At 61.3% G+C, this 23,453-nt stretch carries 20 protein-coding genes and 1 tRNA gene; 11 read left to right on the forward strand and 10 right to left on the reverse strand.

Features of this window, described 5'->3' with window-relative positions; translation table 11 throughout:
• Positions 1-14: 14 nt before the first annotated feature.
• The 3 genes from FJW05_RS24685 to dapA all read right to left on the reverse strand — a co-directional run bounded on the left by FJW05_RS24685 (position 15) and on the right by dapA (position 2,195).
• Positions 15-731, reverse strand: coding sequence for a GH25 family lysozyme (locus tag FJW05_RS24685; RefSeq protein WP_181165065.1), 717 nt, complete (start codon positions 729-731; stop codon positions 15-17).
• 77 nt (positions 732-808) lie between these two features.
• A complete protein-coding gene (gene smpB / locus FJW05_RS24690; RefSeq protein WP_140545806.1) occupies positions 809-1,288 on the reverse strand; it encodes an SsrA-binding protein SmpB in 480 nt (159 codons plus the stop codon).
• A 25-nt stretch (positions 1,289-1,313) separates the two neighbouring features.
• A complete protein-coding gene (gene dapA, locus FJW05_RS24695) occupies positions 1,314-2,195 on the reverse strand; it encodes a 4-hydroxy-tetrahydrodipicolinate synthase (RefSeq protein WP_140636457.1) in 882 nt (293 codons plus the stop codon).
• Between the two features lie 303 nt (positions 2,196-2,498).
• Between dapA and FJW05_RS24700 the strand changes: the two genes are divergently transcribed.
• Positions 2,499-4,532 carry a lytic transglycosylase domain-containing protein gene (locus tag FJW05_RS24700; RefSeq protein ID WP_140636459.1) on the forward strand — a complete coding sequence of 678 codons (2,034 nt, stop codon included), beginning with the start codon at positions 2,499-2,501 and terminating at the stop codon, positions 4,530-4,532.
• 345 nt (positions 4,533-4,877) lie between these two features.
• Here FJW05_RS24700 and FJW05_RS27845 read toward each other — a convergent pair whose 3' ends face one another.
• Positions 4,878-5,279, reverse strand: a complete 402-nt coding sequence (locus FJW05_RS27845; protein ID WP_246673628.1) for a hypothetical protein — start codon at positions 5,277-5,279, stop codon at positions 4,878-4,880.
• A 122-nt stretch (positions 5,280-5,401) separates the two neighbouring features.
• Here FJW05_RS27845 and FJW05_RS24710 point away from each other — a divergent pair, with 122 nt between their 5' ends.
• The 3 genes from FJW05_RS24710 to FJW05_RS24720 all read left to right on the forward strand — a co-directional run bounded on the left by FJW05_RS24710 (position 5,402) and on the right by FJW05_RS24720 (position 8,393).
• A complete protein-coding gene (locus FJW05_RS24710; protein WP_140636463.1) occupies positions 5,402-6,484 on the forward strand; it encodes a fused MFS/spermidine synthase in 1,083 nt (360 codons plus the stop codon).
• Entirely contained in the window at positions 6,481-7,290 is an 810-nt protein-coding gene (locus FJW05_RS24715) for a hypothetical protein (protein WP_181165066.1), read from the forward strand. The genes FJW05_RS24710 and FJW05_RS24715 overlap by 4 nt, the downstream gene beginning before the upstream one ends.
• 206 nt (positions 7,291-7,496) lie before the next feature.
• Entirely contained in the window at positions 7,497-8,393 is an 897-nt protein-coding gene (locus FJW05_RS24720; RefSeq protein ID WP_140636467.1) for an alpha/beta hydrolase, read from the forward strand.
• Positions 8,394-8,940: 547 nt separating this feature from the next.
• Here FJW05_RS24720 and FJW05_RS24725 read toward each other — a convergent pair.
• The 3 genes from FJW05_RS24725 to FJW05_RS24740 form a co-directional block, all read right to left on the reverse strand.
• Positions 8,941-10,023 (reverse strand): site-specific integrase, encoded by a 1,083-nt coding sequence (locus FJW05_RS24725; protein WP_140636469.1) that lies wholly within the window; start codon positions 10,021-10,023, stop codon positions 8,941-8,943.
• A gap of 242 nt (positions 10,024-10,265) precedes the next feature.
• Positions 10,266-11,351: a porin gene (locus FJW05_RS24730; protein ID WP_140636470.1), complete on the reverse strand. Its 1,086-nt coding sequence runs from the start codon at positions 11,349-11,351 to the stop codon at positions 10,266-10,268.
• Between the two features lie 441 nt (positions 11,352-11,792).
• Positions 11,793-11,883, reverse strand: a tRNA-Ser gene (locus FJW05_RS24740).
• 448 nt (positions 11,884-12,331) lie between these two features.
• Between FJW05_RS24740 and FJW05_RS24745 the strand changes: the two genes are divergently transcribed.
• Positions 12,332-13,549, forward strand: a complete 1,218-nt coding sequence (locus FJW05_RS24745; protein ID WP_140636472.1) for a porin — start codon at positions 12,332-12,334, stop codon at positions 13,547-13,549.
• A gap of 856 nt (positions 13,550-14,405) precedes the next feature.
• Here the strand turns inward: FJW05_RS24745 and FJW05_RS24750 are convergent.
• Positions 14,406-16,085 (reverse strand): sulfotransferase, encoded by a 1,680-nt coding sequence (locus FJW05_RS24750; RefSeq protein WP_140636474.1) that lies wholly within the window; start codon positions 16,083-16,085, stop codon positions 14,406-14,408.
• Between the two features lie 180 nt (positions 16,086-16,265).
• On the opposite strand from FJW05_RS24750, the gene FJW05_RS24755 reads away from it, so the two are divergent.
• The 4 genes from FJW05_RS24755 to FJW05_RS24770 all read left to right on the forward strand — a co-directional run bounded on the left by FJW05_RS24755 (position 16,266) and on the right by FJW05_RS24770 (position 20,271).
• Positions 16,266-17,378: a pyridoxal phosphate-dependent aminotransferase gene (locus FJW05_RS24755; protein ID WP_140636476.1), complete on the forward strand. Its 1,113-nt coding sequence runs from the start codon at positions 16,266-16,268 to the stop codon at positions 17,376-17,378.
• A 278-nt stretch (positions 17,379-17,656) separates the two neighbouring features.
• Positions 17,657-17,938 (forward strand): acylphosphatase, encoded by a 282-nt coding sequence (locus tag FJW05_RS24760; protein WP_140636478.1) that lies wholly within the window; start codon positions 17,657-17,659, stop codon positions 17,936-17,938.
• Between the two features lie 479 nt (positions 17,939-18,417).
• On the forward strand, positions 18,418-19,065 hold the full coding sequence (locus FJW05_RS24765; protein ID WP_140636480.1) for a TetR/AcrR family transcriptional regulator: 648 nt from the start codon (positions 18,418-18,420) through the stop codon (positions 19,063-19,065).
• 42 nt (positions 19,066-19,107) lie between these two features.
• A complete protein-coding gene (locus FJW05_RS24770) occupies positions 19,108-20,271 on the forward strand; it encodes an isovaleryl-CoA dehydrogenase (protein ID WP_140636482.1) in 1,164 nt (387 codons plus the stop codon).
• Here the strand turns inward: FJW05_RS24770 and FJW05_RS24775 are convergent.
• Positions 20,268-20,636, reverse strand: a complete 369-nt coding sequence (locus FJW05_RS24775) for a type II toxin-antitoxin system HicB family antitoxin (protein WP_140636484.1) — start codon at positions 20,634-20,636, stop codon at positions 20,268-20,270. The two genes, FJW05_RS24770 and FJW05_RS24775, sit on opposite strands and share 4 nt — an antisense overlap.
• Positions 20,633-20,887, reverse strand: a complete 255-nt coding sequence (locus FJW05_RS24780; RefSeq protein ID WP_140636486.1) for a type II toxin-antitoxin system HicA family toxin — start codon at positions 20,885-20,887, stop codon at positions 20,633-20,635. Before FJW05_RS24780 ends, FJW05_RS24775 begins: the two co-directional genes overlap by 4 nt.
• A gap of 99 nt (positions 20,888-20,986) precedes the next feature.
• Here FJW05_RS24780 and FJW05_RS24785 point away from each other — a divergent pair, with 99 nt between their 5' ends.
• Both FJW05_RS24785 and FJW05_RS24790 read left to right on the forward strand, forming a co-directional pair.
• Positions 20,987-22,594, forward strand: a complete 1,608-nt coding sequence (locus tag FJW05_RS24785; protein ID WP_140636488.1) for a carboxyl transferase domain-containing protein — start codon at positions 20,987-20,989, stop codon at positions 22,592-22,594.
• 2 nt (positions 22,595-22,596) lie between these two features.
• Entirely contained in the window at positions 22,597-23,127 is a 531-nt protein-coding gene (locus tag FJW05_RS24790; protein ID WP_140636490.1) for an O-acetyl-ADP-ribose deacetylase, read from the forward strand.
• Positions 23,128-23,453: the final 326 nt, after the last annotated feature.

Raw genomic sequence — 23,453 nt, forward strand, 5'->3', positions numbered from 1 at the left:
CAAGGGCCGGCAATTCAAGGCGTCGGCGCAAACAACTTCGCCAGCGTCTCGCGGCTGCCCTTCAGGACGTTGAGATCGACATCGCCTTCGATGCCGTCGACGCGGCCCATATTGTGATACTGCCAATAGGTCCAGTCGTTCTCGCGCGGCCTCATCGCCAGCGAACGCAACCAGCGCCGGCGGTTAAGGATGCTGCCGGAATAGGCGTCTGCCGCCTCGTCGGCCAGATAGAAAACCGCCTGCTTGCCGAATGCCGTCTCGACCGGGCCGAGGAAAGCGGCAAGCTCGGCGTTCAGTTGCTGCGGCGACGGGCGCTGCGGGCAATTGCCGCCGAACTCGATGTCGACCACCGGCGGCAAAAGCGGCTCGCCGCGCGGCACCTCCGAGATGAAGTTCCTCGCCTGATCGGCGCCTGGCCGGCAGAAGGTGAAGAAGTGATAGGCGCCGACCGCCAGGCCGGCCGCCCGCGCCTCGCGCAGATTGGTCGCGAACAGGGTGTCGACATGGGTGCCGCCTTCGGTCGCCTTGATGATGGCGAAGGCGACATCGTCGGCCGCGACACGGGGCCAGTCGATCTTTCCCTGATGATGCGAGACATCGATGCCGCGGATCGGAAACTTGCCGCGGTCCGGCGAAAAGCCGCGGAACCAGAAGAAGGCGCCCGCCGCGACGGCACTGGCGACAACCGCGACGGCAAGGCCCCAGAAAACAATCCGCTTGCCCAAGACCATCCCCTGTCGGAAGGTGCCGGACCGGAGAACCGGCCGGTGGCTTTTTCCAGGCGGCCGACGCTGCTAGCCCCAGAGGCTCAGCCGCGCTCCTTCAGCAGCCGGCCCTTCTCGCGCGACCAGTCGCGCTGCTTCTCGGTCTCGCGCTTGTCGTGCAGCTTCTTGCCTCGCGCAACGGCGAGCAGCAGCTTGGCGCGGCCGCGGTCGTTGAAATAGATTTTCAGCGGCACCAGCGTCATGCCCTCGCGCTCGACGCTTTGCGAGAGCTTGGCCATCTCGCGCTTGGAGACCAGCAATTTGCGGCGGCGGCGCGGTTCGTGGTTGAAGCGGTTGGCTTGCAGATATTCCGGCAAATAGGAATTGATCAGCCAGATCTCGCCGCCCTCGGTCGAGGCGTAGCTTTCCTGGATGTTGGCCTGGCCCTGGCGCAGCGACTTGACCTCGGTGCCGGTCAGCACCAAGCCGGTCTCGATCGTGTCGAGCACCTCGTAGGAAAAGCGCGCCTTGCGGTTTTCCGCAACGGTCTTGTTGTTGGGATCGGCTTTCTTGACTTGATTCATAATGCGGAGAGGTGGCGCCTCATCCCTAATTTATCAAGCCGGCGTGCTTAAGCGCCGCGTCGAGCCTCTCGGCGGTCGAAGTCTCGACGGTCACCAGCGGCGAACGCACCACGTTCTCGACCTTGCCCAGCTTCGACAGCGCGTATTTGGCGCCGGATACGCCAGGCTCAATGAAGATCGCCTTGTGCAGCGGCAGGAGCCGATCCTGCAGCTCGAGCGCCTTGGCGCTGTCGCCGGAGAGCGTCGCTTCCTGGAATTCGGCGCAGAGCCGCGGCGCGACGTTGGACGTCACCGAGATGCAGCCGACACCGCCATGGGCGTTGAAGCCGAGCGCGGAGGCATCCTCACCGGAAAGCTGGATGAAATCCTTGCCGCAGGTCATGCGCTGCTCGGAGACGCGCTCGACCTTGCCGGTCGCGTCCTTGACGCCGGCAATGTTCTTGAAATCGTGGCGCAGCCTGCCCATCGTCTCCGGCGTCATGTCGATCACCGAGCGCGGCGGGATGTTGTAGATGATGATCGGCAGCTTGGTCGCTCTGGCGACGGCCGCGAAATGCTCATAGAGGCCGCGCTGCGTCGGCTTGTTGTAGTAAGGCGTGACCACAAGGGCGGCATCGGCACCCGCCTGTTCGGCATACTTCACCAGGCCGACCGCTTCCTCGGTATTGTTGGAGCCCGCGCCGGCCACCACCGGCACCCTGCCCTTGGCCACCTCGATGGCGACCTTGACGACATGGCGGTGCTCCTCATGCGACAGCGTCGGCGACTCGCCGGTGGTGCCGACGGGAACGAGGCCCTTGGTGCCCTCGGCGATCTGCCATTCGACGAATGAGCGAAAGGCTTTCTCGTCGAAGCGCCCGCTCTTTTCGAACGGTGTCACGAGCGCAGTCAGCGAGCCTCTCAGCATGTCGTCCAAACTCCTTGGAACTTTGTCGGTTTATGCATGTCGTCGTCCCAAAACCGGTTTCCGCTTCTGGGCGACATGCATCGGCGTTTCATCAGATCGGTCAGTTGCGCGCCTTCTACCCGAAAGCGAAGCCGCGCACCATAGTCTCGACATTGTTCAGCGGCAAGCATCGGCGTATTGCCAGCAAGCGCAATTCGAACGGCCTCGATAACCTTTTGTTTACGAGCCCTTCACGACCTAAGTCTAGGCTTTGCATCGGGTTCTCAATGCCCGCGCCTGCTGACGATGTGCTAGGATCGTAAAATGCCGACGAGGCGGCCCCATCTTTTCGCGCTTTTGAGCGCGATCGTCGCGCTGACGCCTACCATGGCGATCGGTGGCAGCGTCGATGCGCGCGCGACGGCCTCGATTCCGGCGCCAGATGCGCCGCAGGCGCCTAGCCAGACGCCGATTGCCCCCGACATAGCGCAACTGAAGAGCGGGCTCGATGCGCTTGCCGCCAACAACATCGTTGGCGCGCGCAATGCGCGCGACACGCTGCCCGCCACCTCGCTCGACAGGCACATCCTCGCCTGGGCGATCGCGCTTTACGGCGGCGACCAGGTGCCGAGCGGCGAGATTGCCGACGCGGCCAAGATGCTGCCTGGATGGCCGGGCACGATCGCGCTGCGCAAGAACAGCGAGCGCGCGCTCTATCGCGAGAATCCGCCGCCGCAGGTGGTGGTGCAGGCCTTCGGCCGCAGCCAGCCGCTGACGCCCGAGGGTGTTATCATCCTTGCCCGCTCGCAGGTGGCGCTTGGCAACCAGGCCGCGGCGCGGTCTGTGCTGGTACCCTTTTGGCGCACGGAAAAACTGGAAGCAAAGGATGAGGCGGCCGTCATCAAGGAGTTCGGCACGCTGATCCCGGCGGCCGACCATCGCTACCGCATGGAGCGCATGTTCTATGCCGACCGGCCGTCGTCGGCGCTGCGCGTCGCCGGCCTCGCCGGCGCACAGCCGCTGGCGGATGCCTGGGCGGCGGCCGACAAGGGCGACAAGGACGCGGCCAAGCTGTTGAAAGCAGTGCCCGCGGCGCAGCGCTCGGCAGGCTATTTCTTCGCCGAGGCGGAATATCTGCGCAAGCAGCAGAAATTCGCCGAAGCCGCTGCTGCCGTGATGAAAGCGCCGACGAACCGCGATTCGCTGGTCGACCCCGATGCCTGGTGGGTCGAACGCCGCGTGCTCTCGCGCGAGCTGGTCGACCAGGGCGACATGAAGACCGCCTACAAGATTGTCTCCATGCACGCTGCCGAAAGCCCGCCGAACGCCGCCGAGGCCGAGTTCCATGCCGGCTGGTACGCGTTGCGCGGCCTCAACGACCCGGCGACCGCCGCAAGGCATTTCACGCGCATCACCGAGCTCGCCCAGGGACCGGTGTCGCTGTCGCGCGCCTATTACTGGCTCGGCCGGGCGGCGGAAGTCGGCGGCCCGGGCAGCGCCAAGGATTATTTCACGCGCGCGGCCAGCTACGGCACGACCTTCTATGGCCAGCTCGCCGGCGAGCGCGTGGGCTTGAGGACCCTCAACATCGCCTATCCGAAGCCGAGCGCGGCCGACCGTCAGAGTTTCGACGGCCGCGAGGCGGTGAGCGCGATCAAACGGCTGCAGGAAGCGGGCTATGACCGCTACGCCGAGACGCTCTACCGCGACCTTGCCGGCCAGCTGACCAGCCCGGGCGAACTGGCGCTGCTCGCGGTGCTGGCCGAAAAGCAGGGCAACCATTTCATGGCGCTGAAAGTCGGCAAGATCGCCGCCCAGCGCGGCATCGATGTCGGCGCGCTTTCGCATCCGCTGGGCGTCATTCCCGACTCGGCCAACATTTCCGGATCCGGCAAGGCGCTCGCCTATGCCATCGCTCGCCAGGAAAGCGAGTTCAATATCGGCGCCGTTTCCAGCGCCGGCGCGCGCGGCCTGCTGCAGTTGATGCCGGGCACCGCCAAGCAGTTGGCGAAAAAGGCCGGGATGAATTTCTCGCAGGCGCGGCTGACGACGGATGCCGGCTACAACGCGACGCTGGGCTCGGCCTTTCTCGGCGAGCAGCTCGACCGTTTCGGCGGCTCCTATGTGCTGACCTTCGCCGGCTACAATGCCGGCCCCAACCGCGCCGCCCAATGGGTGGCGAAATACGGCGACCCGCGCGGCAAGGACGTGGACGCCGTCGTCGACTGGATCGAGCGGATTCCCTACACGGAAACAAGAAGTTACGTACAGCGTGTGATGGAGAATTACGAGGTCTACAAGATGCGTATTTCAGGCAAATACGACATCGTGGGGGATCTCGTGAACGGACGAGGTTGAGGGCGCAAGGATATCGAAGCGCATCGCGTCAAAACAAATTCAAGCCGTGCGTTTTAAATCCGTGTTTGGCATCTGGTTCTCTCAAAACTGCGGCGCACTCGCGAACGACGTGTTAGTCCCGGCAGAAGGGTCGCGTCGCTACAATCGAATCTCTGGACCGCTGGTTGAACTGCCCATGGGCAGCGCCCCGGCACTGCTTGACAAGGACGTGCTTCTGTCGTTCCTTTAGTGAATACGAATATTCCGGGTGGGCGGATGTTGTTCGCGAGTGAGCTGGTCGTTCCTGCGCAGCGGCAGTACGACTATACTGTGCATAGCCTGTCCTCGGGGAAATACAGCCCGCCTCTACCAATATCGGAAGACGTCACCTCTCCGTTGGGAATGCCAGGGAGCTTGCCAGGTCGACATCTTATTGTCGAACTCCACGATGCCGTAAACCTCGACGACGCTTCTTTTATAGACCAGATCCTGCGGCACGCAGCCGAGGCCGCCAAAGCGAAAGTGCTCGCGCTCCACCATCACGTTTTCACGCCCGATGGCGGCGTTACTGCATTTGCGATGTTGGCTGAGAGCCATATTTCCATCCATACCTGGCCAGTCGAATGTTACGCTGCGGTGGATATATTCATGTGCGGTACTTGCAATCCCCTCGCTTGCCTGCTCGCCTTTGCAACGGCGTTTCGACCAAAACGCATGAGTGTACTGAATCTCAGCCGTGGTTCGCACGCGCTGGACTAAAGCGGCCACAAGGCGGCGCCTACGCGTATCTTCTCGGAAGAACGACACGCGTGAAGACAAAAAAGGCTTGAAGCGCGTTACTCAAATTTGTTTCGACGCGACGCGCTTTAAGTCCCTGGATCGAGGATAGAATGCCAGTCCGCGACGATATAGATCGTACGCCAAGCGACCTTGAGACGCCACAGCGGACGTATCCCCTGCCGCCTTTGCCGCCAGGTTATTTCTACGTAGAGATTGAGAAGCCGCAAGGATCCGTTGGCGCGTTCGTGCGGGAGGATGCCGATCCCTTCGATGAGTACAACTACCGCATCAAGAGCATCGTATATTCCGGACGGACGCAATTCCAGGATGTCATCGTAGCTGACACCTGCAACTTTGGACGCGCATTGTTCTTGGACGGCGCGATTCAAAGCTCGGCCGAAGACGAGGGTCTCTATCACGAGATCCTCGTGCAACCAGCGCTTCTGATGCACGACGATCCACGCGAAGTTCTCATTATCGGCGGGGGAGAAGGCGCAACCCTGAGGGAGGTGTTGGCGCACCGGTCAGTAAGCCGCGCCGTGATGATCGATATCGATCGGGAGCTTGTCGATATCTGCCGCGACCAGTTGCCGACTTGGCACCGGGGTGCTTTCGATGATCCGCGAGCTACGCTGCTCTACATGGATGGTCGAGCTTACCTGGATAGCGCCGATGAGATGTTCGATGTCATCATCGTCGACGTCGTCGACATGCTGGAAAACGGACCGGCGCAGCGACTTTATACGCGGCAATTCTATGAACTTGCGCATAGTCATCTGCGCCCGAATGGTATCCTCATAGTGCAAGCACTCGAATTTTCCTTTGCGGATTATAAAGCCCATTGCGCCCTGCGGCGCACGCTCCGGACGGTCTTCGCGGAAGTACACAGTTACAAGACATGCGTTCCGTCCTTTCTGGGCAGTTGGGGATTTTTGATCGCCTCGAACTGCGTGTCACCGGACAGCTTCAGCGCGGAGGTGCTCGATCGGGCAATTTTGGCGCGCCTTGGCCCGGAATGGCTCGACCATCTGACGGGACCCTTCATCCAGGCCAGTTTCACCCACTGCAAGGAAACGCAGTTTCTGCTCGATCTCCCCGGGCCGATCCTCGAGGATGACGTGGCTTTTGTCGAACCTCCCGATATCGCGGAGGAAGAGCCATCCGGTTCGCTTTTGCCGGCCTTGCGCGATTGACCGCAATGACTCCACAGGAGGTTCGCAGTCCTACGATTTGGCGGCTCCGCCAAGCTACGCCGGACGACAGCAACATCTGGCTTGCTCTTGAGCATCCCACCTCGCTTAAACTCGTTCGGGAATTGCTGACTGATTTGCCGGCGGACGCGGACGGATCGCTGACATTTGTCCACCTGCTTCCAGGAATTGAGACGCCTTTCGACGTTCAAAAGAAGTTCGAAGCCTGGGTAGCGGAATGCGATAGCGCCGAACCATATCTGGATGTGGTGAGCCGAAATGTCCGGCTTGTCTGGCGCGACCGGCGCTGCCTGGCTTTCGCACCCGCGCAAAGCGTTGACGACTGCCTTGCGGCGGCGGCGGCCTTCTCGCACACTTATAGCACCCTATCGTCGGAAGAGGCGCGACTGGAGGAGGCATGGCCGGCGATGATGGCAGATGTCGCTCTCACACATGACGTCCCCCGCGCTGCATTGCGTGAGCAATCTCGCGTCAACAGCATGACCCGGCGCTTTCAATCCGCGCGTATTTTGGTGACGCGCATCGACATGGCACTGCAACGAAGGGAGCCGACGCTCCTTCCTGCGGCGAAGCGGCTTTTTAGCGACCTTGCGCTGCAGTCCGACTTGGCGTCGCGCGTCCGCTTGCTGGACGATGGGATCGAGGTCGGCGAAGACCTTTACGAACGGGCCAACGATCGGCTGATCGAATATCGCAACTTCCGGACCGAGCTATGGGTGGAGATCGCTATTCTTTGCGCAATTTTGGCCGAGTTTGCGGTGCTGTTGGTGGATCTCTTTGAAAGATGAATCGGGCGAGGATCGACTTTTCGGCCTGACGGCGGACCAGCTGACGACAGATGGAGGGAAGCCTTTCTTAGCGGCGCTCAGTTGACCTTGGACCACCAAAAAGCCATAGCGCGTTCGAAGGCCGGTCCCACATGCATGCCTTCTTGTTTGACGATCCCTGTCCTCGCCTGTAGCTCTTGCCGATCCGGCAAGGGATAGCATCCAAAATGGCCAGCGACGGTTTCTGCGATTTCTTCTATACCGCGCCCGATGGTTTAAGACTCCATGCTCGTATCTACGGCGAGGCGAACGCCGGCAGTTGGCCGGTCGTCTGCCTGCCCGGACTCACCCGCAACGCCCGCGACTTCCACGAACTGGCGCTTTACCTTTCAACCAAGGCGGCAAGGCCGCGCAAGGTCGTTGCCTTCGACTATCGCGGGCGCGGGCAATCCGACCGCGATCCCGATATCGGCCACTATAATGTCGGGGTCGAAGCCGGCGATGTCCTTGCCGGGCTGTCTGCACTCGGCATCGAGCAGGCCGCCTTCATCGGCACGTCGCGCGGCGGCCTGATCATCCATGTGCTCGGCGCATTGCAGCCCGCCGTGCTGAAAGCCGTCGTGCTGAACGACATCGGCCCGGCGATCGAGGCAGCGGGCCTGGCCCATATCCGCTCCTATCTGGACCCGGCGCCGAGACCGAAGACATTCGCCGAGGCGGTGGATGCTCAGCGCAGCGTGCATGGCGCCGATTTCCCGGCGCTCGCCGACGCCGACTGGCCGCGGATGGTCCGGGCAATCTGCCGCGAGACGGAGGCCGGCTGGGTGCCGGATTTCGATCCGGCGCTGGTCGACACCCTTGCCGGCATCGATTTCAGCAAGCCGCTGCCGGACCTGTGGCCGCAATTCGACGCGCTCGCCGCGATCCCATTGCTTGTCATTCGCGGCGCCAACTCGAAACTGCTTTCCTCGACGACGCTTAAAGAGATGCAGGAAAGGCATCCCGGCATGGAAGCCATCACCGTCGAGGGCCAGGGCCACGCGCCCTTCCTCGATACCGGCGATTTGCCCGGGAAGATTGCCGTATTCCTTGATCGACAAGAAAATCAAATCAAGCAAAAGTAAAGTCCGAGACTACATCTGTCTCTGGCTTTGTATAGAATTTTACCCGCCAGCAAGGCCGATCCGACCGACCTAGTGGCACTGCAAGGGATTTTGACCGATCGGCTCTGTTTGCGTTGGCAGATGGCATGCGTTGGAGATTGGCCGAAATGCCCATCGCGATCGTCATTCCAGGGCGGAGCAGGAGCGAAGCTCCGTCGCGAAGACCCTGGAATCCATGCCGTTACCTTCGTCAACGAATGCAAAGGAGCAGAATTCTGCACCGCAGCAACGCTTCGAAGTCACAGGATTCTATGGTCTGCGCGCGTCGCTTCGCTCCTTGCTCCGCCATAGAATGACGAGGTTGGGGCGGCTTCAACCCGGCGTTTGCGCTGATTTCACGGAAATGAATGGAAAATCTTGCACCAAGACAAACCGCAACCTTTCAAAATCCCTGTGACGGGGGCCTAGGGCGTTTCACCGTTTCCGGGAAACGGTGAAACGCCCTAGCTCTTTGTTTTTACGCAATTCCGGACGGAAGGCTACGGCGAAGGCGCCCGAGTCCAACCGCTCACACTTTTCTGGAATTGCCTTTCGAGCGCTTGCTGGTCGCCTTGGCCGGTTCCGGCCCTTTCGCTTTCCGAGGAACTGAGGTTGGCGTGGTGAGAGGCGACGCGAACACGCAGTTTTGCGCCGAGCGAGACGACGCTTCGTCGCCGCGCGGTTTCTCGAGAACGACGACGCAGCCATCGAGATCGTTGGTGGCCAGGTGCGCGTAACGCATGGTCATCGACAAGGTCTGGTGACCCAGCCACATCTGGACGCGCCTTATGTCGATACCGCCCTGGACCAGACGTGAAGCGCAGGTGTGACGCAGGATATGCGGCACCACCTGTTCGTCGGCGCCGAGACCGACTTCCGTCTTCGCCTCGTTCCAGATCGCGCGGTACTGCGCCTGGGTAAGCTTGGTGAACGGGCCCTTCGGCCGGCGTCCTTCCGTGTTCGGCGGCAGCTTGATGACCTCCTTGACGCGTTCGGTCATCGGAATGGTGCGGCTGCGGCCGGACTTGGTGATCCAGAAGGAGACCCGGTGTTCCTGGATGTCGTTCCAGATCAGGCCAAGCGCCTCGCCGAGGCGGCAGCCGGAATCGACCAGGAAGACGGAAAGCCTGTAGGCATCCTCGCAGCGGCTGCGGATCGCCGCGAACAGCCTCGCCTCTTCGTCCCTTTCCAGGAAACGAATCCGTCCCGCCCGCTCCTTCTGGCGGCGGAACTCAGGCAGGCTGTGGATATCTCCCATCTTATGCGCCTTACGCAGCAATTTGCTGAGTGCAGCCATCTTGCGATTGATGGTTGCGTTGCTGTTGCCGCGCTGGCGCAAGGTACCGATAAGATTGTCCAGGGTATTCTGGTCAAAGGTGCTGAAACGATCTCCAAGAAGGATCTCGTCTATTTCACCAATGAAAGAGCTGACATTGTATTTATGTCGCCCGTCATCCCAGAGTATATCTCGATAGGCTGCAAAAAGCTCCCCGACCCTATACGACTTTACTTCTCTGATCTTGTTGAACGTGTATCGAAAGTTCGAGTTCTGAGAAGAAAAAACCGCAAAGTGTGCAGAGGACCCCCCCTCTTGAATCGCTTCGTTCGTCATTTTTTGACCACACCCCCGAGTGGATAGGCACAGCTACCCGCTTGGAAGCATCCTTTCAAGAGTTTTTGTCCGACAAAATGATTTCATCCACCAGACGGCGGATCCCGACGAAACCATTTCACAGACTTCAGCTACCAGTACCCCCTTCTCGTCTTTCGTTTGCCCTCACCCAGTCACGAAAACAAAAACCAGCCCGGGCAAGAAAACGCCCGGGCTGGATTTCACTTGTGCAAGTCCAGCCCTTAGAAGTCGCGCTGGAAGCGGAGGACGGCGCCGATGCCGTCGTCGCTGACGTGGAAGTCACTGTCAGACGCGTTGAAGTAGTCAACTTCACCGATGACCGTGAAGCCCGGCACGACGGTGTAGGCAACATTGGCAGCCACCGCGAAGGTCTTGCCTTCGTCATAGGAAAGCTGAGCGTTGAACGAGGTCTTGTCGTTGAACTTGTAGGTGCCGCCACCAAAGACGGCCCAGTTGCCATCCCAGTTCTTGAAAGAGTTCGTGTCGACGTGCTTGTCCGAGCCATAGTTCACCATGGCCCACAGCGACAGCTCGCTCGTGGCATTCACGTCCAAGCGAGCCTTGCCGGCCCACTCTTCCCAGACGCTGTCATACGCAGCAGTAGCGCTGATCGAGCCCCAGCCCTGCGTGTACTTCACGCCGCCGACGACATGCGGAACATAGCTGTCGACCGTATTGCCACCGGCACCATCTTCGAGCGAAACCACTGCCGAGAAGCCGTTGCCGGCATCGAAATAGTACTGGACCACGCCGGTATCGAAATCGCCGCCGTAGCCGACGATCGAGTCGTCGATGACGTTGCCGGCATAGCCGCTGAACGTCACCCAGGCCGACTCGTCCTTACCGACGCGGAAACCGCCGAGCTGGATCCAGGCGAAGTTCAGTGAGGGAACACCGCTTGAAGCCGAGATGAAGCCGCCGTCAAAGTCGCCGTGACCGGTATCCCAATTGAAACGGGTCTCGGTGTAGGTCTTCAACGTGCCGAGCTCGGTTTCCTGGCCGGTCCAGGTCTTCAGCGTGAAGCGGGCGTGCTTGGAGTAGGTGTCGTTCAAGCTACCGTCCGAACGATCACGGACGTTCGTGGCGCCGTTGATGTCGCCCACGCCGATGTCGTAGCGGATGTAGCCGCCGATGCGCAGGCAGGTTTCGGTGCCCGGGATGTAGAAATAGCCGGCGCCGTACACGTCGCAGATCTTGACGTATTCAGCCGGTTCCGGCTCGGCGACGGTCACAGCGTCCGCGGCGCGAGCACCGGAAACTGCGACGAGGGCCGCAGCTGAGCCGAGAAGAAGGCTCTTGATGTTCATTTTCTGACCTCCAGTCAGAATCGGACGGGAAAGGTCGAAGAAAAGGCATCATTCTAAGAATTCTCTTGTCATTTCAATGAGATAATCCTTGGCCAGTCAGTACAGCCCTGTCCGCCAAAACCGCTTATTGGCGAAGGCCTTTCCAGATCCGGTCTTGAAATATTGCTCGAGCTGCCGGGCGTTGGCCTCGGTTTCAACCGCGATATAGGCCTTCAAGGCGACAGGCAGATAAGCCTTGGTCGAAGTCACCTGTCCTGATTGGCGATTCGAAACGACGCCGGAGATCGTTTGTCGATCCGACATAGACATCGCCGCTATGGAGCTGCAGGAAATAGACGTACCATATGGTCCCCCCACGCTACTTCCTAGCTTCGGGCGACACTCCTACGCCCAAAATGCGGCTCCGGGTGGCCTGCCACCCGAAGCCCGCAGGGTGTAGGATGGCGGAGAGGATGGGATTCGAACCCACGAGAAGCTTTTGACCTCTACTCCCTTAGCAGGGGAGCGCCTTCGACCACTCGGCCACCTCTCCGTCGCGCCGGTGGATAAAGAAAAGCGCCGGCACAATCAACAAGCCGGCGCCATAATCAGCGAAAAATCGGCGGGCCTGCGTTCTCCCGCCGCTTCAGATGGCGATTCTGCGGCAATCGCCTGGCGGCCGACTCAGCTGCCCGCCGCATTTCCGTCGGTCCTTTGCCGGATTCGGGCGGATTCAGCCTTACGCGGACCTCGATGGTTAACGAGAGCTTTCGGAGTGAGGCCAAATCGTGTCATTTGTGCAACAACCCCCGGCGATAGCGCCCGGACGGCCCTCGCTGTGGCACGATCGTGGTTGAACGGCGCCGGCTCATGGGTAATGTCAGCTTCGAAGGAGCGGCGCGGTGCGCATCTTTTTCGGTAGTGGGGATGGGGCAGGGAACGCTGTCCTTCAGCAAAAAATACCCAGACCCGTTTTTTAACTTTTGACTGGAGGTCAGAAAATGAACATCAAGAGCCTTCTTCTCGGCTCAGCTGCGGCCCTCGTCGCAGTTTCCGGTGCTCGCGCCGCGGACGCAGTGACCGTCGCCGAGCCGGAACCGGCTGAATACGTCAAGATCTGCGACGTGTACGGCGCCGGCTATTTCTACATCCCGGGTACCGAAACCTGCCTGCGCATCGGCGGCTATCTCCGCTATGACATCGCCGGCGGCGACATCGGCTCGTTCGACGGTGCCCGCGGCGCCGACGTCAAGGACGGCAAGGACCAGGGCACCTGGTTCAAGCATGCTCGTTTCTCGCTGAAGACCTGGACCGGCCAGGAAACCGAGCTCGGCACCTTGAAGACCTACACCGAGACCCGCTTCAATTTCCAAAACTCGGGGAACACCGACACTACACCTTTCGTCAATGCCCCCGGCAGCAGCACCTCGCTGAACTTTGCCTGGATCCAGCTTGGCGGCCTGCGCGTCGGTAAGGACGAATCGGCTTTCGATACGTTCGTCGGCTACGCCGGCAACGTCATCCAGGATACGCTGATCCCCTATGGCGGCTTCGACACCAATGTCGTGCAGTATTACTTCGACGCCGGCAACGGCTTCTCGGCGGTGGTCTCGCTCGAAGAAGGCGCGGGTGCCGGCACTCTCAGGGATCCTCTCGGCGTTGGTCTTGGTGCAGCCGCCAACTATGGCGCATATTACGGCGCGGGCGCGATCGACTCCTATGTTCCGCATATCGTCGGCGGCGTGAAGTGGACGCAGGGCTGGGGCGCGATCACCGGCGTCATCGCCTATGACAGCAACTACGAGGAAGTGTCCGGCAAGGTCCGCTTGGACGTGAACGTCAACGACGCCCTCTCGCTGTTCCTCATGGCCGGCTATGGCACCGACGACAATCTCAACGACCGCACCTACTTGCACTATGCAGGCGGTCGCGGCTTCTACAAGCCGTGGGGCGGCAACTGGGCTGTGTGGGGCGGCGGTACCTACAAGTTCAACGAGAAGGCCTCGTTCAACATCCAGGCCTCGGCTGACGATTGGAAGAACGTCGGCGTCGCCGCGAACGTCGCCTACACTGTTGTCCCTGGCCTCACGGTCACGGCCGAAGTCGACTACCTCCATGGGGGCCGGTTCGGCGATGCTGGTCCGGAGAACTTCACCTTCACCGGTGGCACCAAGAAGAACGTCGTCGGCGGCATCCTCCGCTTCCAGCGCGACTTCTAAGGCCAGATATTTCTGCGATACAAAGAAACCCGGCGGGCAACTGCCGGGTTTTTCTTTCTGGTTTGATGCATGTCGAGGTTCCAAACCGCCGCGCGGTTTGGGTGCTCATCAGCAATGTCGAAGGCGGCCGTTTGGCATTCCACACCGTCGAAGTGAAGCGTCGGTGAAGAGCTTCAACTCCGGCGAAACAGGCTCTCCGACCCTACGCGACATCTCTTCGCCTGGGAGCAGATCGAACACTCCCCGCTGCGTTTGCCAATTGCCAACGTCGAGGCATCGACCGGGAAGGTGCCAGTTTCATCAATTCCGGGGAAATGCCCGACCGGCACCGCAGTTGCTTCTAGTAGCACGGCACAGGGATTTTGACCGACCGGCTCTGTTGCGTTGGCAGGTGGAGATTGGCCGAAACGCCCACCTCGTCGTCATTCCAGGGCGGAGCAGGAGCGAAGCTCCGTCGCGAAGACCCTGGAATCCATGCCGTTGCCTTCGCCAAGGAATGCAACGGAGCAAAATTCTGCACCGCAGCAACGCTTCCAAGTCACGGAATGGATTCTATGGTCTGCGCGCGTCGCTTCGCTCCTTGCTCCGCCATAAAATGACGACGTTGGGGCGGCTTCAACCAATCCCCGGCGACTTCACGGAAATGAATGGAAAATCTTGCACCAAGACAAATGGCAACCTTTCAAAATCCCTGTGTCGGGGAACTGGAGAACGCAGGACGAAGCGGCGGGAGCGGATCATCACCGATCCAGCATTATGTGGCAGGTTTCTCGACCAAGTCAGACGGCATTGACAGATGCCGCCAGTGTTTCCGCATCGAGCAACCGGCTCGCCGCAGCCGTTCCAGTGGCCGAAATCAAACTTCGGCGAGGTCGCCTAGTGCTTCGATGAGCGGTTTGATCTCGCCCTCAAAATTCTTCCAGCGCTTGACGGAGGATTTGTAGATCGGCTGACGAACCTGCCAACGGCTGGGGGTGGTAACGGCCCCTTCCCTGTCGAAGAAACGAAGACATGCGTCATCCCAAGGCAGGCCGAGATAGTCTATGAGCCGGCGCGACTGTGCCTCCTGGTCCTCGACAAGCGTCTCATAGCGATTCTCGAAGATACGGCCTGGGAAAACCTCGTTCCAGTGACGCATCAAGCGGTCGTACTCGCGATAGTATAGGCCTAGCGCCTGCAGGTCCGTGTTGTAGCTGTGTGCTGAGCTGAACGGCAGGACATAGCACGATACGCAGTTATCGATTGCGTCGCGGCGACAGTGAATGATGCGCGCCTTGGGAAAGAGCAGCGTGAGAAGGCCAATCAATTCGAAATTGTGCGGCATCTTATCCACGATGCGCTGCGCCGTCGGGGCGCGTTCCCGCAGATAGGTAAGGTGCTCTTCAGCCAACGTCCTGGACAAGCCTTCGGTGATCGTCTGGATCGGCTTGTTGAAATCCGGGACAGAGGGTTGCAGGCCGATTGCATTCGCAACCCGCCTCAGTTTGCTAAGCTCTCCGGCGCCATGAATCTCAGGATGGCTGGCGCAGATCTGTTCGGTAAGCGTCGTTCCCGAGCGTGGCATGCCCACCACGAATACGGGCGCTTCGGAAGTATTGCCGTAACCAGACCTTGCGGCAAACAGCTCCGGCGTGAAGGTTTCAATCGTCAGGTCTACGAAGCGACGGTACCGATCGATGTCGAATTTGTAACCTTCCGCTTGCTTCGCCTTCTTGAAGTGGTCGAAGGCTTCCGCATAGCGCTTGAGGTCGTTTTCCACCTTGCCGGCGGCGTAGTTGAGGCTGGCTTTGGCCTCCGGCTTAAGCCCCGGACTGTCCAGTTCGCGAAGGATCGCCTGGAGCTCGGCGGGCTCCTCGGTGAACTTTCGGGTTTGCACAAGGTCGTAGTAGGCGGCCGCCGCGTCGATGCGGCGTTCGATCGCCTCCTTGAGATAGGTAGCGGCCTCATCCATCCGTCCAAGACCGGTGAGCGCGGCCGCTATTCCGATCCGCGCCTTGGGATGGTCGCGGTTGATCTTCAGCGCCTTCTCATAGAGCGGCAAAGCCAGGTCGGGTTTGTCGAACTGGGTGTAGACGCGCCCTAGGGCGCAAAGCGCCTCTATGAGATCGGGCTGCACTTCCAAGGCATACTGAATATGGTCGATCGCTGCCGAATATTCACTCAGCTTGCCATAGGCCTCGCCAAGGCTGAGGTGGTAATAGGGGTTCTTAGGCTCTTCCGCGATCGCACGCCCGAAATAGCGCAGCGCCGCCTCGTCGTCGTAGCCGAGGCAAACGGTGCCCATGATGTAGAGCGCCAGCGGATGGTTTGGCGTTCGAGCCAGCACCTGGAAGCATAGATCCTGCGCTTCATCGAGTCGTTTGGCTTGTTGACACTCATAGGCTTTCGCCAGCAAAGCGTCGTCGGCCTGCGCGCGGGCAAGCGAATTTGCCTTGTGGAGGCTCGGCTGTGGCGGACTTGCCTGGGGCCATCTGGGTTTCGGCGCAGGGCCGGATTTCAAGTGTTTGGACCAGGCGGGCGGCAGACGATTGTTCATGGTGTCTGCTAGCAAAAAGCGCGGCTGGAATCCAGTCCAAGCTCGACGCGCAGCCGATGCTTTCAGTGACGTTTGCATCCTTCGCCGCGCGAGTAAGAACGCGTTCAGCGGTTTCAATCCAGCTTGCGCGTAATCAACCACCACGCTAGCAAGAACGCCATTTCCACGCGAGCCTGTGCCATGCTTCGTCGCCCCTCCCTCACGCCGATCATCGGCGCGCTTCCGACCACGGTGCCGTTCGTCGGCCCGGAGGCGCAGGAGCGCGAGCGCGGGCGGCCGTTCCGCGCCCGCATCGGCGCCAATGAAAGCAGTTTCGGGCCTTCGCCGCGCGTCATCGCGCGCATGGAAAGCGTTGCCCGCGACCAGTGGATGTATTGCGATCCCGACAATTACGAATTGAAGGTGGCGGCCGCCGCGCATCACGGCGTGGCGATCGAAAACGTGGTCGTGGGCGAAGGCATCGACGGCCTGCTCGGCCTGGTGGCGCGCATGTATGTCGGCCCTGGCGATGCGGTAGTCACCTCGCTTGGCGCCTACCCCACCTTCAATTTCCATATCGCCGGCGTCGGCGGCCGCCTGGTGACGGTGCCCTATGCCAATGACAAGGAAGACCTGGACGGTCTTCTCGCCAAGGTCGCGAGCGAAAAGGCGCCGCTGGTCTATCTTTCGAACCCCGACAATCCGATGGGAAGCTGGTGGGAGGCGCCGGATGTCGTCCGCTTCATCGAAGCGCTGCCGGAAACCACCATGCTGGTGCTGGACGAGGCCTATGGCGAGCTGGGACCGGCCTCGGCGCTGCCGGCGATCGATGTCGCGCGGCCGAACGTCATCCGCATGCGCACCTTCTCCAAGGCTTACGGCCTGGCCGGCATACGCTGCGGCTACGCCGTAGCGGAGGCGGAAGTGATCCGCGACTTCGAGAAGATCCGCAACCATTACGGCGTCAGCCGCATGGCGCAGGTCGCCGGCCTCGAGGCGCTTGCCGACCAGGATTATCTGCGCTCGGTGGTGGCGCGGGTGGCGGCGGGCCGCGAGCGCATTTCGGCCGTCGCCAGGCAGAACGACCTCAAGCCACTGCCGTCGGCAACCAATTTCGTCACCATCGACTGCGGCCGCGACGGCGCCTTCGCGCTGAAAGTGATGCAGAACCTTTTGTCGCGCGACGTGTTCATCCGCAAGCCGATGGCGCCACGGCTCGACCGCTGCATCCGGGTCAGCGTCGGCCTCGACCATGAGCTCGACATCTTCGCCGAGGAGCTGCCGGGCGCCTTGGCGGCGGTGCGAGGGAACTAGGATGTGTTGATATTCAGGTGATGCCAGCCTGCAAATGCTGGTTTTCTACGCTTCCGGTGCTCACGGACCCGAATGTCCGCTCCGCTCCGGCCTTCGCCGGCCAAAGCCCTCATAAGTGTCTCGGCTCTATGAAGGCTACGGCCGGCGTAGGCCGGTTCTCGAAAGCCACCATTTTCGGCTTGGCCTGACCTGAATCTAAACACACCCTAGCCCAAGTCCCTGTTGCCTTTGCCCTTTGCTGTGCCAGATTCCGCCAGGTGCAACGCGGAGCACAGGCAATGCAAGGCGAGCATAGAGCCGTTCGGGCGCGCGTTTCCGGTACGGTTCAAGGTGTGAGTTACCGCGTCTGGGCGCGCGCAGAAGCGATGCGTCTCGGGCTGACGGGTTGGGTGCGCAACGAGCGTGACGGCTCGGTCGCCGCGCTGATCGCCGGCGCCGATGCCGCTGTCACGGCGATGATCGAACGCCTGTGGCAAGGGCCGCGGGGCGCGCTCGTCTCGAATGTCGAGGTCGAGGAGGCGGCCGAAGAGGCGCCCTTGGATTTCAAGATCATCGTTTAGTGGCACTGCACAGGGATTTTGACCGGCCGGCTCTGTTTGCGTTGGCGGGTGGCATGCGTTGGAGATTGGCCGAAACGTCCATCGCGGTCGTCATTCCAGGGCGGAGCAGGAGCGAAGCTCCGTCGCGGAGACCCTGGAATCCATGCCGTTACCTTCGCCAAGGCGTGCAACGGAGCAGAATTCTGCACCGTGGCGGCGCTTCCAAGTCACGGAATGGATTCTATGGTCTGCGCGCGTCGCTTCGCTCCTTGCTCCGCCATAGAATGACGAGGTTGGGGCGGCCCCAACCACTCCCCGGCGTTTGCGCTGATTTCACGCAAATGAACGGAAAAACTTTCACCGAGGCAAACGGCAACCTTCGAAATCGCTTATCGGGGAACTAGTCTCATTTCATCTCCGCAAAGCCGGGGCGGGCAACGAGCGTATGAACCGCTTGAATTAATTAAACGTTCGTTTTATTATTCCTGCCAGAGGCAAACATGGCACGCACCACAGGTTCCGACGGGGAAAAGACCGAAGCGGCCGTTCGCGAGGCGGCGGTCAGCCTGATCGCGCGCCTCGGCTACGAGGCGATGTCGATGCGGCAGCTGGCGGCTGAGGTCGGCGTGCAGGCGGCAGCGCTCTATCGGTATTTCCCGACCAAGGAGGATCTGCTTTTCACCTTGATGCGAGAGCATATGGAAGGTCTGCTCAAGGCTTGGGAAGCGGCGCGACCGGCGAGCATCGATCCGGTCACCCGGCTCGCCGCCTATGTCGAGAACCACATCGCGTTCCACATCGAGCGGCGCCACGCCACCCATGTCTCCAATATGGAGTTGCGCAGCCTTTCGCATGAAAGGCTGACGCAGATCCTCAAAATGCGCACGGCCTATGAGAAGGAACTGCGCACGATCCTGCGCGACGGCGCCGAGGCCGGTGTCTTTCAGGTCGACGACACCGGGCTCACTGCCATGGCGTTGATCCAGATGATGACCGGCGTCATCGTCTGGTTCAGGCCGGGCGAGCGGCTGTCGATCGCCGAAGTCACGGCATCATATCTTTCGATGACAATGCGCCTGGTCGGCGCGACAATCAGCCATGGCACCGCGCGTCGCTTGGGGCGCGCCAGGGACGCCGTGGCACTCTGATACGGCGCGATCTCCGCGAAGACCGGCGCAGGGAGGAACGGCATGTACACGAATACGCTGAACTTCGGATTGGATCCGGATATCGAGGCGCTGCGCGATACGGTGCGGCGCTTCGCCCAGGACAGGATCGCGCCGATCGCGGCGGAGATCGACCGCTCCAACGAATTTCCCGCGCATCTGTGGGCCGAGCTCGGCGCGCTCGGCCTGCTCGGCATCACCGCCGATCCGGACTTCGGCGGCAGCGGCATGGGCTATCTCGCGCATGTCGTGGCCATGGAGGAGATTTCGCGCGCGTCCGCCTCGGTCGGCCTCTCCTACGGCGCGCACTCGAACCTCTGCGTCAACCAGATCAACCGCTGGGCCACCCCGGCGCAGAAGGAAAAGTACCTGCCTGCCCTTTGCTCGGGCGAGACGGTCGGCGCGCTGGCGATGTCGGAACCAGGCGCCGGCTCGGACGTGGTGTCGCTCAGGCTGCGCGCCGAAAAGCGCAACGACCGCTACGTGCTCAACGGCTCGAAAATGTGGATCACCAACGGTCCCGACGCCGGGACGATGGTGGTCTATGCCAAGACCGATCCGGAACGTCATGCGCGCGGCATCACGGCTTTCATCGTCGAGAAGACGATGGCCGGCTTTTCGGTGGCGCAAAAACTCGACAAGCTCGGCATGCGCGGCTCGAACACCGGCGAGCTCGTGTTCGAGGATGTCGAGGTGCCGTTCGAGAACGTGCTGCATGAGGAAGGGCGCGGCGTCGAGGTGCTGATGTCGGGGCTCGACTACGAGCGCGCGGTGCTGTCCGGGGGCCCGATCGGGCTGATGGCGGCCTGCCTCGACGTCGCTGTGCCCTACGTGCAAGAGCGCAAGCAGTTCGGCCAGCCGATCGGCACCTTCCAGCTGGTACAAGGCAAGCTTGCCGATATGTACTCGACGATGAACGCCGCGCGCGCCTACGTCTATGCGGTTGCGGCCGCCTGTGACCGCGGCGAGACTTCGCGAAAAGACGCCGCCGGTTGCGTGCTGTTCGCCGCCGAGAAAGCGACGCAGATGGCGCTCGATGCTATCCAGCTGCTCGGCGGCAACGGCTACATCAACGACTATCCGACGGGACGGCTGCTGCGCGACGCCAAGCTCTACGAGATCGGCGCCGGCACCAGCGAGATCCGCCGCTGGCTGATCGGGCGCGAGATCATGGCGGAGGGGGTTTAATGCGCTCGGCTCGTCACTTTCGTCGAGCCTTCGTCGACCCGCTTACGAGCCGCTTCGGCGAGAGTGTCCGAAACCCATTGATTAATGGATTTGCCGTCGCTGGAAGCCGCCCGGCTGACAAGACGGTGGACTTCCGGCGTGGTGCGCAAGGCGAGTTTGCCAGAAAAAGGTTTTTCCGGCTCCTTGTTCTGTTCCGCGCAAAATTCGAGGTAGTCGTCGACACATTCATGAAAAGCCTTCAGCAATTCTTCCGCCGAATCGGCTTCGTATGTGAAGATGTCGCGAATACCCACGATACGACCGTGAAACACGACGTCGTTTTCGTCGAACTCGATGGTTCCCAGATATCCTTTGTATGGCCTCATAGCTCAACACCCGAATCTAGTAGGAAAGTCCTGATCTCCCGGACCACATATGCTTTCGTATCAGGCGAGGGATGCGGTCGATGGACTCGAAGCGTTATACCGTTCAATGTGAAGCGGACCCGCGATCCGCGTCCTTCCGAAACTTGCGCGCCGAGCGCAACCAGCAAAGCCTCAACATCTCGCCACTTGATCGAAGCGCTGACCGGGTTTGCAAATATCCTGTCCAGCGTCTGTCGATGTGCTGTCTTCATGACTTTTCGCCCTCCCGAGATCGAAGACTTGGTCGACTCCTCTCGGGTCAGGGCGAGAGCCAAGTGATACTAAAATATGATATCATCTGAGGTCCGTCAATGCCTGCGCTTACGTCCCAGATCTCACCCTCCTCGGATACATTCCGCGCCAATGCCGAGCGCATGCGCGCACTGGTCGCCGACATCGCGGAGAAGGCGGCAAGCGTCGAGCGCGGCGGCTCGGACGAAGCCCGCGAACGCCACGTCTCACGCGGCAAGCTGTTGCCGCGCGAGCGGCTGGCGCAACTGCTCGACACCGGCTCGCCCTTCCTCGAGGTCGGGCAGTTCGCGGCATGGTCGATGTATGGCGAGGACATTCCGTCGGCCGGCATCGTCACCGGCGTCGGCCGCGTCGAGGGCACCGAAGTCATGGTCGTCGTCAACGACGCCACGGTGAAGGGCGGTACCTATTACCCGCTGACGGTGAAGAAGCATCTCAGGGCGCAGGAGATCGCGCTGCAGAACAACTTGCCTTGCGTCTACCTGGTCGACAGCGGCGGCGCCAACCTGCCCAACCAGGACGAGGTTTTCCCGGACCGCGAGCATTTCGGCCGCATCTTCTACAACCAGGCCAACATGTCGGCCGCCGGCATCCCGCAGATCGCCTGCGTCATGGGTTCCTGCACGGCGGGCGGCGCCTATGTGCCGGCGATGTCGGACGAGACGATCATGGTGCGCAACCAGGCGACCATCTTCCTCGGCGGCCCGCCGCTGGTGAAGGCCGCCACCGGAGAAGATGTCAGCGCCGAGGAGCTCGGCGGCGCCGATGTCCACACCAGGCTTTCCGGCGTCGCCGACCACTATGCGATGGACGATGAACACGCCTTGGCTATTTGCCGGCGCATCGTCAAGAACCTCAATCGGAACAAGGCTCTAAACCTCAATCTGCAGAAACCGGTGCCGCCGCTTCACGATCCGCAGGAACTCTACGGCATCGTGCCGACGGATTTGCGCCAGCCCTATGACGTGCGCGAGGTGATTGCCCGGCTCGTCGACGGTTCGGAGTTCGACGAGTTCAAGCAGAATTACGGCACCACTCTGGTCACCGGCTTTGCCCATCTGCACGGCATGCCGATCGGCATCATCGGCAACAATGGCGTGCTGTTTTCCGAAAGCGCGCTGAAGGGCGCTCATTTCATCGAGCTCTGCTGCCAGCGCGGCATTCCTTTGGTCTTCCTGCAGAACATCACCGGCTTCATGGTCGGGCGCAAATACGAGGCCGGCGGCATCGCCAAGGACGGCGCCAAGCTGGTGATGGCGGTCGCCACGGCACGCGTGCCCAAGCTCACGGTGATCATCGGCGGCTCGTTCGGCGCCGGCAATTACGGCATGTGCGGCCGCGCCTATTCGCCTCGCTTCCTGTGGATGTGGCCGAACGCGCGCATCTCGGTGATGGGGGGCGAGCAGGCGGCCACTGTGCTTGCCATGGTCAAGCGCGAGGGCATCGAGCGCAAGGGCGGTGAATGGAGCGCCGAAGACGAGGCGAAATTCAGGAAGCCGATCCTGATGAAATACGAGCATGAGGGCCATCCGCTCTATTCCTCGGCCAGGCTCTGGGACGACGGCATCATCGATCCGGCCAGGACCCGCGACGTGCTGGCGCTCAGCCTTTCGGCGGCGCTCAATGCCGGAATCGAGGCGACGAAATTCGGCGTGTTCAGGATGTGACGATGAGCGCTCTCGGCGACAGGATCCGTATCCACACCGGCGACATCACCAAGCTCGCGGTCGACGCCATCGTCAATGCCGCCAATTCCTCGCTGCTGGGCGGCGGCGGTGTGGATGGCGCCATCCATCGCGCGGCCGGGCCGGAGCTGCTTGCCGAATGCCGCACGCTGCATGGCTGCAAGACCGGCGACGCCAAGCTGACCAAGGGCTATCGGCTGCCGGCGCGTTACGTTATCCATACGGTAGGCCCGGTCTGGCAAGGCGGCGGCAAGGGCGAAGCCGAGCTGCTCACCTCCTGCTACCGGCGCTCGCTCGAAATCGCGCTCGGCCATGATTGTCGAACCATCGCTTTCCCGGCGATCTCGACCGGCATCTATCGCTTTCCGAAGGAGCAAGCGACCAGCATTGCCGTTGGCACCGTCAGCAACTTCATCGCGCAGAATGTGCTGCCGGGAACCGTGACTTTCTGCTGCTTCGACGAGCCGACCGCGGAACTATACCGGCGAGCCATTGCTGACCTCGGGAAGAGCTGACCTCGATGATCAACCAGACTGCTCAAGAGACGACTTCGGCAAAGCACTCTCTTGATAAGGGAGTGCTCCACTATGTTGGACGAACGCTGGCCTGGAGAGGCCGGCGGGACAGCGCCCCCCTCTGTCCTGCCGGACATCTCCCCCACAAGGGGGGAGATTGGCAGCTTCGGCGCTGCCGCTCTCCCTACAATGTTGACGATTGGCGAAATCGGCGGCGACGTCCGATCTCCCCCCTCGTGGGGGAGATGTCCGGCAGGACAGAGGGGGGCGCGAAGGAATGCCTCCTCAACGCGAAGCAAGCTCTACTCGCGGAGGCTCCATGTTCG

Source organism: Mesorhizobium sp. B2-9-1, assembly GCF_006439455.1.
In the GTDB taxonomy this organism is placed as follows: domain Bacteria; phylum Pseudomonadota; class Alphaproteobacteria; order Rhizobiales; family Rhizobiaceae; genus Mesorhizobium.